Consider the following 13,040-nt stretch of genomic DNA (forward strand, 5'->3'; position numbering starts at 1 on the left):
CGCGAAGATCATTTGAATAAGCCTTGACCATGCATGCTGGCCTCCTCGTCCCAGCATGCAGTGTGAATCACAAATCAGCACAAAAGGGAATCCCGTCGCGATTCAATGAAAAACTGACCCGCTCTAGCCTGGCTCTACGAAGCAGCCGGGGCCGTCAAGGAAGAACAGGGCGATGTGGACGCAGCCTGTTTCTTTCTGACCCAGGCCTACGTGTTCGCGCTTGAAGAAGGGCTTGACCGATCGCAGGCGTTGAGAGACCGGCTGATTGCGAATGGCCGCGAGGAGACGCCTACCGGGCGGATTGCGGGAGCACGAATCGCGTCCCCGTCGGCGGTATAACGCCAACCTGCAAACGACATCCGAAAACCTCTTGAAGAAGGTCGTCTTGCAAGACATCTTCCGGTGTTCCGAAGCCCTTGCACCGTCCCTGATGCATGATCATGACCCGGTCGGAATACATGGCGGTGAGATTGAGATCATGGAGTATCGCCAGCACGCCGCCGCCTTTGCTGGCGAAGTCGACGGCGATATCCATGATCGCCAGCTGGTGGCGGATATCGAGGCTGGAAATCGGCTCGTCCAGAAACAGGTAGCGCGGCTCGCCGTCCGCCACCGGTTTCCAGACCTGGCACAAGACGCGCGCGAGCTGGACGCGCTGCTGCTCGCCGCCTGACAGTTCCTGGTAGAAACGCCCTGCGAATCCGTCGAGGTCGACCCGCCGCAAGGCTTCTTCCGCCAAATCGTCTGCATCACGGTCGGAGGCGCCGGAATAGCCGGAGGTCAGGCCTATTCGGACAACCTCTCGCACCGTGAAAGGAAACGATAAATAGGAAATCTGTGGCAGAACGGCGCGGACGGAGGCCATTTCCCACGCCTTCATGCGATTGATGTCGCGCCCTGCAATACGCGCTGCGCCGGAATAGGCGAGATCGCCGGACAACGCCTTGAGCGCTGTCGTCTTGCCGCTGCCGTTCGGACCGATGATCGTTGTCACGCGGCCGGGTTCGGCATGGAACGAGACGCCCGCAACGATTTCCCTGGGGCCGATTTTGACGCCGAGATTGTCTGTTTCAATCATCAGTACCCCCGCGCTACATGTCCAGCACGCCGCGACGGCTGAGCAGGATCCACAGGAAGAAGGGTGCGCCGACCACGGAGGTGACGATGCCGATCGGCAGTTCCGCCGGCGCGACGATGACGCGCGCGACAGCGTCCGCCAAAAGCAGCAGGCTTGCGCCCAACAGCGCAGAGGCAGGCAGCAGGTAGCGATGATCCGGGCCAATGGACAGGCGCAGCAGATGCGGCACAACAATACCGACGAAACCAATGCCGCCGCTGACGGCCACCGAGGCGCCCGTGGCGGCGGCGACGAGCACGATGGCCAGACGTTTGAATTTCTGCACCGATATGCCGATGTGATGCGCCGTCGCTTCTCCGAGCGTCAGGGCGTTCAGCGCGCGAGCAAGAAACGGGCTTGCGATCAGCGCGGCGGCGATGATCGGCCCGGCCGAAAGGATTTTGGTCCAGGTTGCGCCAGCCAGCGAACCGAGACCCCAGAAGGTCAGGTCGCGCAGTTGCTGATCATCGGCCATGAAGACGAGAATGCCCGTAAGCGCGCCGGCGAGCGCGCCCAGCGCAATACCCGCGAGCAACATCGTCGCTACGGACGTGCGTCCCTGCCGCGTCGAAATATGGTAAAGCAGAAATGTTGTCGCCAGACCGCCGCCAAACGCTGCTACGGGCAGCGCGTAAATACCGAAAAGACCGACCACCGGCGCAAATACGGTGCCGCCGAGCACAATCATGCAGATCGCGCCGAGGCCGGCGCCGGAGGAAACCCCAACGATGCCCGGATCCGCCAGCGGATTGCGGAAAAGCCCCTGCATCGTGGCGCCGCTGACGGCGAGGCTCGCTCCGATCAGTATGCCGAGAACCGTGCGTGGCAGGCGGATGTCGTAGATGATGATCGCGTCGCGGGCGCTGAGCGCCGATTCAACTCCGGTGAAGACGCCAAACCAGCCTCCGATAACCGACAGAACCGACGCGTCCGATGCGCCCGTCGCCAGACTGAAGGCAGCGGTGACGACAAGAAGCAGGACGAGGAACAGAATGGCCAGCCGCGCCCTGACGGCGCGGTCGCCTTCCGCTCTTCCCCCCGCCTGCAGGCGCATTGTCCGCGAAACCTGTTGCAGCATCAATCGGTTGTCTGCAGAGCGGCGGAAAGTTCCTCGATGGCCGAGGCGGTGCGTGGCCCGAAGCCAAGCAGGTAGCCTCCGCTCATGCGAACGACCTTGTGACTTTCTGCGGCCGGAGAACCGGCAAGCGCCGGATGCGAAAGCAGCTGGCCATCGTCGGCGGCGTGATTTCCGGTGCGATCCATCATCAGGATGACATCGGGAACGGCCTCGATCACGGCTTCGTCGCTGACCTGTTTGTAGCCGGCCACGCCGGACAGGGCGTTGACGCCGCCGGCCATCTCTATGATGGCGGCCGCCCCTGTGCCGTCGCCAGCCGCCATGATACGGCCGCCCTGCATGCTGAGAATGAAGAGAACACGTTTGCGTTCGCTCTGATCCGCCGCTCTGCTTTCAGCCGCCGCGATATCCGCCTCAACGGCCTTTGCGAGATCGGCGGCTTTGTCTTCCGCCCCGATGGCCTCGCCGACAGCATTGATCTTGTTGACGATCCCCTCACGGCTGTAGCTTTCCGGGATTATCACGATGGGAACGCTCGCCTTTTTCAATACGTCGAGCGATTCGGGAGGCCCGGACCCTTCAAGCGCAACGATCTTTCTCGGATTGACCGAGAGCACGCCTTCCGGCGACAACGCCCGTATGTATCCCACGTCAGGCAGAGCATTGGCTTCCGGCGGGAACATGCTGGTCGTGTCGCGGGCGACCAGCTGATCCTGCTCGCCGAGCGCGTAGATGATTTCGGTCACCGAGCCGCCGATCGCGACGACGCCGCCTTTGGTGTCTTCGGCGCCGGCCGGAAAGGACAGCGAAGCCGCCAGTCCGATCGTCAGAACCGTCCTGCGCGTGAATGTCTGGTAAGTCATGATTGTCTCCAAACCGTCGGTGATTGGCTTGCGTGAAGGGCTTCAAAGTTGTGGCAGGTTCTCAATCAGGAACCGCCAGTCGTCGCGTTCGGTTTCTCCGCGACGCCGCAGACCGAAGAACTGGATGATCGGATTTTTGTGCGCGTCGTAGGCCTCGATCGAAGTGACGTGGCCGTCGCCCGTCGGCTTGCGCACCGCCCAGACCTCGTTCACGTGGTCGAGTCTCAAATGGAGATGGAAGGTCGCATCGAGGACATTGATCCACGGCCCCATCTCCTTGATCTCCGAAATCACGCCTGAATGAATCTGGGTGACGCCGGAACTGGCGACGAAACACATGACTGGAACCTGCTTGCTTGCGGCAAGCTTCATCATGGCGGCCAGGGCGTATTTATCCAGGCGCCATGCGAAGTCGCCCGTCGCATGCAGGAGGGCGTCGTGCCGGTTCAATCCAAACGCGCGCAGCAACCCGCTGAATTGATGAACGTTCGACAGGGCGGCCCAGCCCTCTCGAAACCGCACGGCGTCGGCGTCGCTCAATGTCGACGGCGGAACGGCGGCAGGTCGCGGCGCAGTCTCGATGGACGGCGACTGGTCTTCGCTGGTCAGCTTTTCCACCAGCTTTGTGTAGGCTTCGGCATTGGAGCCCGGCCGCAGATGGATCTTGTGCACCGCATCGCCGCTGGCGTCGAAAATCTGCAGGCTGCGCGAAACCTTCTCGTCGTTTTGCTTTTCCACGGCGAAGCCATGAACCCAGCCTTGCTGCCTGATCCTCAGATCGATCATGTCGCCAACGACGATAACCCCGCGCTCGCGAACCTCGACCCCGTCATAAATTCCGATCTTTTCGTGCACTGCGCTGTCGTTGCGGGTCAGCGCCATGACCTCGCCAAGCGCTTCCAGCCCGGTCAGCAGGTCGGTGACGCGCGGTTCGATCCGGGTTGCGGAAATGCCGCACCACGCTGCAACATACTCTGCTTCGGAAATGCCGAGCGTCGTCGCAAGTTCACGTTCGCGCATTTTGGGATTGTCTTCCCGAGCCTTGCGGATTTGCGAGGGCGTAGGCTTGCCCGGCGCAACCAGGCTGGAAACAGCGCTGCTTGTCATCTTGTTTAACCTACTTATTGAGAATCAGTTTGCCCTGGCGCGTGATGCGCAGTCGGTACACAGATTCGCCGTGTTCGATGCAAAGCTCACTGGCGCCCTTGAACAGATCGCGGCTGTTGAGAATCCGCATTCTGCCTTCTTCCGTCGTTTCGCGTTCCTGGCAGTTTTCCGTATCTTCGGATGTCATAATGTCGGTCCGGTCTCTTCTCGCCTTCATGTCAAAGCAAACCGGCGCCCTTGGGCTGAGGTGTTGCATTTCGGTAACTTGATTATAAAAATCAACTTAACTGTGAATGCAATAGTGGAAAATCATTGTCAAGTTATATCGGCGCGCCTAGTGTGCGCCTCGTTATCCAGTCGGGCCTTCGATTGAAGGCAGTCCGCAAGCAAGCTCTCCAGCCAGCCAGCATGTAATCAGTATGGAGAGGTAAATGGGTTTGGGGACTCTGGAACATTTCAAAAAGATAGTATTAGGCAGTGCTGCGTTGGCGGTTCTCTCGGGCTCGGGTTTTGCGTGGGCGCAGGACGCCACGGCGACAATCGAAGAAGAGACGGTCGATGACAATCAACAGGTCATCGTCGAGGAAACGACCGGCGGCATGACGGCCTTGCAGCGCATCGTCGTCGGCGCCGGCGTCGAAAAAGTCGCCATCGACACGCCGCAATCCGTGACGGTGGTCGATCAGCAGGATCTCGACAATCTGCAGGCGACGGAGATTACCGACATCGCCGACAACGTTGTCGGCCTCAACGCCACCGGCGGCACCGGCGCGCTCGGTCAGGCTTTCAACATTCGTGGTATCGGCGCGCCCGAATCGGGCGGCGAAGAAGGGCGCGTCATCATCAATGTCGATGGCGTAAGCAAATATTTCGAGCAGTACCGCATGGGCGGTCTGTTCACCGACCCGGAACTCTACAAGCAGGTCGAAGTCCTGCGCGGACCCGCATCGTCGACCCTGTACGGCGCCGGCGCCTTGGGCGGCGTCATCAACTTCGTTACGAAAGACGCCTCGGATTTCATCGGCGAGGACCAGAATACGGTTCTTCGTCTGAAAGGCTCATACGAGACGAATGGCGGCGATTATCTGGGGCAGGCGATCCTTGCCCACCGTTTCAACGAACACGCCGAAATCCTTGTCATGGGCAACTACCGCAATACCGGCGATTACGAGACCGGCGACGGGACGGAAGTCGAGGGTCTGGAGGTCGCGGCGCCCAACGGGCTCGCCAAGGGCACGTTCACATTCGGCGAGAACATGGAGCAGAGGCTGCGGATCTCGTATCAGCAATATACCGGCGGTGCGACCGACCAGGCCTATTCGCAGACATTCGATCAGCCAGCTTTTGGCGATATAGACGAACGCGTCATCACCGACAAGACCGCTATCATCGCCTACGAGAACGTCGCGAGCGATAATCCCTGGCTCGATCTGAATATCCAGTTGTCCTATTCGGACATCACCAACGAACAAACACAGGACGGCGGCAGCGATCTCTTCAACTCGACATTCGGGTATGAGTCGTACCAGTTCAATATCGACAACACATTTGAATATGTCGGCGAGAATTTTGAGAACTACCTGACGATCGGCTCCCAGACGATCAAACAGGAGCGCACCCGCGACGGCTCGGATTCCCCCACTCATGCGGAAGGAACCGATTTTACCACCGGCTTCTACGCCCAGAACGAATTCATTTGGAACGAAAAGCTGACAGTGATCACTGGCGCCCGCGTCGACTATCGCGAGTTGACGCCGGCGATCAACGACGTGCAACCCTTCGGCGTACCCGACTATGACAACTGGGCCTTCTCTCCGAAGATTGCAGCGCTGTACAAGTTCAACGACAATTTCGGCATTTTCGGTTCGGTTGCCCAGACGCAGCGAATTCCGACGCTGGACGAAGTATACGATACGATTGGTTCGGATCCGTACAACCCGCAGCACTATGGGCTAGATGTCGAAAATTCGCTCAACTACGAAGCCGGTTTCGCCATTTCGAAATACGATCTGCTGCAGGCTGGCGATTCCTTCCAGCTCAAGACGACCGGTTTCTACAACGATATTCAGGACCTGATCACGGACAATGGACGTGAGGCATTTCCTCGGTACGAAAATATCGACGACGCAGAAATCTATGGTGTGGAAGTTGAACTCTCCTACACCTCGGATCTCTTCTATTCGAACGCCGGCTATTCACTCGTTCGCGGCAACAATCTGACGACGGGCGGTTATCTCAATGACGTTGCGCCGGATGAATTCTTCTTCACGATTGGCAAGAGCATGCCGGAATACGGTATCGACTTCGGCTGGACGAGCCGCTTTGTGGCCGCCCAGGACGAAGTTGACACCCGTGATCCGTCCGAAGCGTTCAACGTCCACGACATCTATCTGAACTGGATACCCCAGGACGGGCCGATGCTGGGTTGGGAAGCCCGCTTCAGGATCGACAACATTTTCAACGAGCAGTACCAGGAATATCTGGAAGGCTTCCCGAGCAAGGGACGAACCTTCAGGGTTTCACTCGTCAAACAGTTCGGCTGGTAGGTCGCTAAACAGCGTGTCCGTGGCCTTTCCGGCCACGGATACCGTTCGGCGTGTGAAGTTCTCATGACGAGCGGAATGTTGGGGACAATAATCAGGATTGTTTCTTGACCCGAAAAAACAAACGTGATGAATAATGGACGAAAATAGTCATGTTTTATCGTGGCAAGCAAAAGGTTGCATCAACAGTTGCGCGGTCTGAATTCATCATGAGAAACCATATTGTCCGGAAATTCCTGGCGCCTCTCGCCTCGGTTGTCATTTTGGCGACAGCGGCTCTGCCCGCCGGTGCGCAAGAAGCGGCGGACGACACCAACATCACCCTTGAACTCAATAACCTTTCGCCGAGCGAAGCGGGATGCCTCGTCACCTTCATGGTAAGAAACAGCCTCGATGCCGCGCTGGATCAACTGGCTTATGAGGTGGTTCTTTTCGACGGGAAAGGCCTTGTGGACCGCATGATCGTGCTTGATTTCAGCCCGCTGGTCAAGGACAAGACGAGGGTTCGACAATTCGATCTGGACGGGATTTCCTGCCCTGACGTGTCGCGGGTGCTGATCAACGACGCCGCGTCCTGCGCTGGCCAGGACGTCGCCGATGGAACCTGTATCCGGGCGCTCGAGACGACGACCCGGACCGAGATAGAATTCGGCAGCTGACGCCGGGGCGTCGACGCCTCGCAGAATGACCATATAGATTTGAAAGGGCGGGCGGCTCACCAAAGCGTGGCGCCCGCATCAAGCGATGATTGATTTCTCCGGCTTGTTTAATGAGTTCTTCGCGACGGCCTCGTCGCTGGTCGAACTGGGCGGTCCTGTGGTCGCGATATTGCTGGGGCTTTCGGTAATCGCTTTGGCTCTGATTATCCTCAAATTCGTCCAGTTTTTCTATTCCGGGGTCGGATCACGGAAGAACGCCCGTACTGCCATGCATCTTTGGACACACGGTAAGTCCGAAGAAGCACTTTCCCTTCTCGGAAATGACAAATCGGCTGTCGCGGCTGTGATGCTGACAGCGATGCGGCTGGGCGCGGATCGGCGCATTTCGAAATCCGTGATCGAGGAAGAGGTTGGACGCATCGCGCTCTCTCGCCTCTATGACTTGCAGCGCGGATTTCGCGCGCTTGACGCGATTGCCCAGATCGCGCCTTTACTCGGGCTCTTCGGCACGGTTCTCGGCATGATTGAGGCTTTCCAGACCTTGCAGAGCGCAGGCAACGCCGTCGATCCTTCTATTCTGGCGGGCGGCATCTGGGTGGCGCTTTTGACCACGGCGGCCGGTCTTGCCGTCGCAATGCCTGTTTCGCTCATCCTGACCTGGTTCGAAAGCCGGGTGGAAAACGAGCGCGTGGCAATCGAGACGATGGCGACCCAACTGATGGCGGAACAGCAGATCAGGGTAGCCAGTCTGGAAGATGAATCCATCGTCAAGTTCGCCGGGCGGGCCAGCCATGCGGTTTAGCCGGGTAGCAGTCAAGAGACGCAGACTGTCCCTGACATCGCTGATCGATGTTATCTTCCTCCTGTTGCTTTTTTTTATGCTGTCATCGACCTTTACGCGCTTTTCCGAGGTCGACATCGTAGCGGGGCGGGCCGGCAAGCAGGCGTCAGTCTCCAAAATGCCGGATGTTTTCATCAGGCTTGGCAAGGACAATTCCTGGAAGGTGAACGGGGCCGAGCTTCCGCAGGAGGCGGCGGTGACGGAACTGCAGCGTCTTGAACAGGCGGGCGCCAAGACCGCCGTCATCGTCGTGCGGGAGGACGTCACCTCCCAGGCGCTGGTCGACGCGCTGGAGCTCCTGGCCAATAATTCGAAACTGAATATCTCGGTGGCGGGGTGATCCAATGCTGACGTTGCCGCGACCGGCCGAAAAGCCCCCGAAGGAAAACACGATTGCGCTGATCAACATCGTGTTTCTGATGCTTGTCTTTTTCCTGATTGCGGGCTCCCTTGCGCCGCCGATGGAAGACATCGACCTGATCGAGAGGACCGATTCTCGACCCGTGGAGCCGCCGCGCGCCCTTTTCATCACCGCAGAGGCGGAACTCGTCTACGAGGGCAAGACGATCACCGTGGAAAATTACGTGGCCGGGCTGAAAGATACGGGCGCGGCCGCGGACGAGACGGGCCCACATGCTCGCATCGCCGCCGACAGCACGTTGCCGGCCATCCAGCTCATCGATGTAATCGACCGGCTTCGCGCCGCCGGCGTCGGCAGGATAACCGTGATTACGGAAAGGAAGATGAAGTGACGTTGCGCTGGTGGCATTTTGCTCTGGCTCTCGTGGCGTCGCTGTCGATTCACGGCATGGTGGACGTCGCCATGCAAAGCAACGACGAACCGATTCTCGAGGCCGGTGTGAGCAACGCCGCCATAGTTTTTGTCAGCGATGTCCAGTTCGACGCCCTTGCTGAAGGCGAGGAGGTTGAGGAGGTCGTCGAGGAGACGGCGGCGCCAGCAGTCCAGCAGAACCCGCAGCCTGTGCAGTCCACCAGGGTGGCGGCCGTCGCGATGGCCAATACTGCGCGGCCTGTCGAGAGCATCAGCCCTGTCAATCCGACGCCAACAGCGCCTTCTCCGGTCCAGGCGCGCACCATAGCGATACCACAGAGCGAAACCGCGTCGCCGCTTCTTGCTGCGAGCGAGGTGGACAATGAGACAGCGCCGGCCGATCTCGCCGAGCAGATAACCCAAACCGAGGCCCAGCGCCCCGATGCGGTGGAAGTTGCTCGACTGCAACCGGATGACGCCAGCAACCTGCAAGAACCGGAAAAACCGTCGGAAGTGACCGCAAAGCCCGCCGAGGAAATGAGCCCGCCGCCCGAGACCCGGAAAGTGGAAGCCGAGACGACGGGACGTCAGCAGGAACGCGCTGACACCGAGGCTGTCGAGCCAACGGCGCTAGAAAAACCGGTTGAACAGAAAACTTCGGTTGAACAGGAACAAAAACAGACTGCCGAGCAACCAGAGCAAAAGTCGCCTGATGAAGCAGTCAAGTCGCTCCAGTCGAAAATTGTGCAGCAGCATAATTCCGTGAAGCCGGTCGAGGTCGCCAGCGTCGATCCTGTTGAGCGCGCAGCGCCGGAAGTGCTGCAGCCGGAGCGCAGCAAGACGCATGAAAACGTCACCGAGATTCCGGTGCCGAAGGAGATGCCAGAAGAAATCAAGCAGCGCCGTCAGGAAATCGCTGCCGCTGCCGCGGCGCGTCCGGATCCCCCGAAGAAGGTGACGAAGCCAACTCGCAAGAAGAGCGGGAAAAGCGGACAGAACAGCGCGAACGCCCGCAAGGGGCAAAACGTGACGGGCGAAGATCGCGCCGGCAAGAATCTGGGACCGTCAGGCAATGCGGCGATCGCCAATTATGCGGGTAAGGTGCGCAGGAAGATCCTGCGAAGCGTCAGAATGCCCCGCAATCTCTCTCGCCGATCCGTCGTGACGGTGCGCTTCAGCGTCACATCCAGCGGCGGGCTGGCGTCCGTCAGGGTCGTCCGCGGATCGGGATCCAGTGAAATCGACGCACGGGCGCTGGATACGGTCAGGCGGGCTGCGCCGTTTCCGAAATTCCCGCGTGGGACCAATCGCAACAGTTGGCAGTTTACGGTTCCGCTTGAGTTCAGACCACGTTGAGTACATATCCAAGGAGTAGTTTGATGTATGTCGTAATGAATCGGTTCAAGGTGAAGTCGGGTTCCGAGGAAGCATTTGAAGAGGTTTGGCGAAACCGTGAAAGCAGGCTCGATGAGCTTGACGGATTTATAGAATTTCAGCTCCTGCGAGGGCCACTGAACGAGGAGGAGGGATATACTCTGTTCGCCTCGCACACGATCTGGGAGAGCAGGGAAAACTTTGTCGCCTGGACCAAATCGGAGCAGTTCCGTCGGTCGCACGCCAATGCAGGTCAGACGAAGGTGTCTTATCTCGGGCACCCTCAACTGGAGACCTTCGAAACGGTCGAGGGCACGCGGCTGAAGTCGCAAAAACAGTCCGCCACAGTCTAGGCAGGCCTTTCACATCCAGGCTGTTTGCCTGTGTTCCCGTTCTTGCGGCATAACCGCGCCGACCCGGCTTGACCGGGTATGGTGCATACGATGGTTGAGGCAGACAGGCCTTTGCAAACGACGCCCCGCGACGGGCGGGAGCCCCTGGTCGATGAACTGATCGACTGGATGGTCAATGGCGCGCGACCGAGCGCCAGCGCCAAGGCGATCATCCGCTGCATATGCGAGCGACTGTTGGAAATCGGCGTGCCGATCGATCGCTTTGCGCTGTTCATCTTTACGCTGCACCCGAATCTCCAGGGCCGGAGGTTCCGGTGGTTCAGGGACGGCGACGTCGATATCGCCGAAGCGCCGATGGGCATGTTCTCGACCGAGATCTATCGGGCCAATCCGATTCCGCACGTCATAGAATGCGGCGAAAGCATACGCAGGCATCTGGAAGATCCCGACTGTCCCGAGGACTATCTCATCGTTGGGGAGCTTCGCGAACAGGGGCTGACCGACTATCTCGCTGTTCCCCTGGTCTTCACGACCGGAGAAACGCATGTCGGCGCCTGATCGACGTCACGACCTGGTGGCTTTGACGCTGCTGATTTGGATCTGCTGGAGAAAGTCGCTGCGCCGCTGGGAAGGCTGACTGAAATCTACATGCTGCGCCTCAACGCGATCACCTTGCTTTCATCCTATATCGGACGCGACAGTGGCCAGCGTGTTCTCGAAGGACAGGTCCATCGTGGTGACGGCGAAGAAATCAGCGCCGTCATTCTGTTCGTGGATCTGAAGGATTTTACCTCGATGTCGAACAGGATACCGGGCCGCGACCTGGTTGAACTGCTCCATGAAGCCATTGACATTCTGGCGCCCCAGGTAGCGCAAGCCGGAGGAGAGATCCTGAAATTCATGGGCGCAGCTTTCTGGCCATCTTTCCATATCGTGATGAAACGGAAATCGGCGACATCGGGGAGGCCGCCTTGCGCTCCATGTGGAAAGCGGAAGCCGTGATGGACGAAGCCGGCCTGAGCTGGTCACAGGGTTTCGCTGCGCTCTCCACCACGGCGCGTTCCATTTCGGTAATATTGGCGGTGCTGACCGACTTGATTTCACCGTGATCGGCCCGCCCGTCAACTATACTGCAAGACTGCTGGCGGCTGCAGCCGGACTGAAGTGCGACAGGATTCTTTCGGAGGCCTTGCAAAGAAAATTTCAACAGGTTTTTGCGGCCCCGCAGGGGAGTCCGAACTGAAAGGTTTTGAAGGCAGACATCGCCTATGGAAATTCTGACGGACGCTGCAAATCGCTGATCAGGTGGGAAACTTTCATTTTCCGGTAAAGATTCAAGAGCTTGCTGGATCTGGAAGGTCTGCTTCCGGGGAAGATGGCGCTAAATTTAAATTAGAATAATTCTAATCAATTGTTTTTGTTGCTTAAATTCTGTTTTTCCATTGACAAATCGTTGCGTGATTATCATTTTTCCTTGCGTTGGCGAGGCTCGGCGGACAAACGCCGGACCAGCGGAAGACAATCGAAAAGCATGATTACCTGTCACTGCAACATCATTACCGAACGTGAAATCGAAGAGACGGTTTGGCGACTTCTCGATGAAGATTGCTGGCAATTGATCGTTCCGATCAAGGTCTACCATGCTCTCGAGAAGCGCGGTAAGTGTTGCCGGTGCTTTCCCAATGTGGTTGATATCATCATCCGGACGACCGAGCAGTATCACGCGCACGCCCAGAACAGCGGCGCTGACCTGATCGTCTTCCGGGAGAAACTGATCAGATTGCGCAATCACTATTTGGGAGAATTCAATGCAGGGCCACGAAAAGGTAATCGAGCGGCTTAACGAGGCGCTGTTCCTCGAACTCGGCGCCGTCAATCAGTATTGGCTGCATTATCGACTCTGCGACGACTGGGGCTTCAAAAAGCTCGCAAAGAAAGAGCGTGAAGAATCCATTGAAGAGATGAATCACGCTGATCGATTGATCGATCGCATCATCTTCCTGGAAGGACATCCGAATCTTCAGAACGTTGCGCCATTGCGCATCGGTCAGAACGTCAAGGAAGTTCTGGAAGCGGATCTGGCCGGCGAATACGACGCCCGCGCAGCCTACAAGGAATCTCGCGAGATCTGCAGGGAACTTGGCGACTACGTTTCAATGGCTCTTTTCGAGGAGTTGCTGACAGACGAAGAAGGGCACATCGATTTTCTGGAAACCCAGCTCGATCTCTACAAAACCATCGGAGAAAAGAACTACGGGTTGCTGAACGCGGAGTCCGCAGACGACGCGGACTGATCCCACGGGAACAAACCGAAACAAAAAACCGGCTCCCAG

General features: G+C 58.3%; 16 protein-coding genes. 11 read left to right on the plus strand and 5 right to left on the minus strand.

The window, feature by feature from the left end:
• Positions 1 to 289: 289 nt before the first annotated feature.
• The 5 genes from K1W69_RS19005 to hemP are packed head-to-tail and all read right to left on the minus strand — an operon-like array spanning position 290 to position 4,352.
• Positions 290 to 1,078, minus strand: a complete 789-nt coding sequence (locus K1W69_RS19005; RefSeq protein ID WP_220230031.1) for a heme ABC transporter ATP-binding protein — start codon at positions 1,076 to 1,078, stop codon at positions 290 to 292.
• 13 nt (positions 1,079 to 1,091) lie between these two features.
• Positions 1,092 to 2,195, minus strand: coding sequence for a FecCD family ABC transporter permease (locus tag K1W69_RS19010; protein ID WP_220230032.1), 1,104 nt, complete (start codon positions 2,193 to 2,195; stop codon positions 1,092 to 1,094).
• Positions 2,195 to 3,058: a heme/hemin ABC transporter substrate-binding protein gene (locus K1W69_RS19015; protein WP_220230033.1), complete on the minus strand. Its 864-nt coding sequence runs from the start codon at positions 3,056 to 3,058 to the stop codon at positions 2,195 to 2,197. The genes K1W69_RS19010 and K1W69_RS19015 overlap by 1 nt, the downstream gene beginning before the upstream one ends.
• A gap of 42 nt (positions 3,059 to 3,100) precedes the next feature.
• Complete coding sequence (locus K1W69_RS19020) at positions 3,101 to 4,165, minus strand: hemin-degrading factor (RefSeq protein WP_220230034.1); 1,065 nt, start codon at positions 4,163 to 4,165, stop codon at positions 3,101 to 3,103.
• A gap of 10 nt (positions 4,166 to 4,175) precedes the next feature.
• Positions 4,176 to 4,352, minus strand: a complete 177-nt coding sequence (gene hemP, locus K1W69_RS19025) for a hemin uptake protein HemP (protein ID WP_258571212.1) — start codon at positions 4,350 to 4,352, stop codon at positions 4,176 to 4,178.
• 244 nt (positions 4,353 to 4,596) lie between these two features.
• Between hemP and K1W69_RS19030 the strand changes: the two genes are divergently transcribed.
• The 11 genes from K1W69_RS19030 to bfr all read left to right on the plus strand — a co-directional run bounded on the left by K1W69_RS19030 (position 4,597) and on the right by bfr (position 13,001).
• Positions 4,597 to 6,711, plus strand: a complete 2,115-nt coding sequence (locus tag K1W69_RS19030) for a TonB-dependent receptor domain-containing protein (protein ID WP_258571213.1) — start codon at positions 4,597 to 4,599, stop codon at positions 6,709 to 6,711.
• A gap of 206 nt (positions 6,712 to 6,917) precedes the next feature.
• Positions 6,918 to 7,367 (plus strand): hypothetical protein, encoded by a 450-nt coding sequence (locus tag K1W69_RS19035; protein ID WP_220230036.1) that lies wholly within the window; start codon positions 6,918 to 6,920, stop codon positions 7,365 to 7,367.
• A gap of 85 nt (positions 7,368 to 7,452) precedes the next feature.
• Entirely contained in the window at positions 7,453 to 8,169 is a 717-nt protein-coding gene (locus K1W69_RS19040; RefSeq protein ID WP_220230037.1) for a MotA/TolQ/ExbB proton channel family protein, read from the plus strand.
• On the plus strand, positions 8,159 to 8,548 hold the full coding sequence (locus tag K1W69_RS19045; protein ID WP_220230038.1) for an ExbD/TolR family protein: 390 nt from the start codon (positions 8,159 to 8,161) through the stop codon (positions 8,546 to 8,548). The genes K1W69_RS19040 and K1W69_RS19045 overlap by 11 nt, the downstream gene beginning before the upstream one ends.
• A 4-nt stretch (positions 8,549 to 8,552) precedes the next feature.
• Complete coding sequence (locus tag K1W69_RS19050) at positions 8,553 to 8,960, plus strand: ExbD/TolR family protein (protein WP_220230039.1); 408 nt, start codon at positions 8,553 to 8,555, stop codon at positions 8,958 to 8,960.
• On the plus strand, positions 8,957 to 10,336 hold the full coding sequence (locus tag K1W69_RS19055) for a TonB family protein (RefSeq protein ID WP_220230040.1): 1,380 nt from the start codon (positions 8,957 to 8,959) through the stop codon (positions 10,334 to 10,336). The genes K1W69_RS19050 and K1W69_RS19055 overlap by 4 nt, the downstream gene beginning before the upstream one ends.
• Before the next feature lie 23 nt (positions 10,337 to 10,359).
• Entirely contained in the window at positions 10,360 to 10,707 is a 348-nt protein-coding gene (gene hmuQ / locus K1W69_RS19060) for a heme-degrading protein HmuQ (RefSeq protein WP_220230041.1), read from the plus strand.
• A 90-nt stretch (positions 10,708 to 10,797) separates the two neighbouring features.
• Positions 10,798 to 11,265, plus strand: coding sequence for a hypothetical protein (locus K1W69_RS19065; RefSeq protein ID WP_220230042.1), 468 nt, complete (start codon positions 10,798 to 10,800; stop codon positions 11,263 to 11,265).
• 36 nt (positions 11,266 to 11,301) lie between these two features.
• The gene (locus tag K1W69_RS19070; RefSeq protein ID WP_220230043.1) at positions 11,302 to 11,709 is read left to right on the plus strand and encodes an adenylate/guanylate cyclase domain-containing protein; all 408 of its coding nucleotides are present in this window, start codon (positions 11,302 to 11,304) and stop codon (positions 11,707 to 11,709) included.
• Positions 11,710 to 12,238: 529 nt separating this feature from the next.
• Positions 12,239 to 12,550 carry a (2Fe-2S)-binding protein gene (locus K1W69_RS27120; RefSeq protein ID WP_258571260.1) on the plus strand — a complete coding sequence of 104 codons (312 nt, stop codon included), beginning with the start codon at positions 12,239 to 12,241 and terminating at the stop codon, positions 12,548 to 12,550.
• Entirely contained in the window at positions 12,516 to 13,001 is a 486-nt protein-coding gene (gene bfr / locus K1W69_RS19080) for a bacterioferritin (protein WP_220230045.1), read from the plus strand. The genes K1W69_RS27120 and bfr overlap by 35 nt, the downstream gene beginning before the upstream one ends.
• Positions 13,002 to 13,040: the final 39 nt, after the last annotated feature.

It is taken from the genome of Flavimaribacter sediminis (assembly GCF_019492055.1).
Taxonomy (GTDB): domain Bacteria; phylum Pseudomonadota; class Alphaproteobacteria; order Rhizobiales; family Rhizobiaceae; genus Flavimaribacter; species Flavimaribacter sediminis.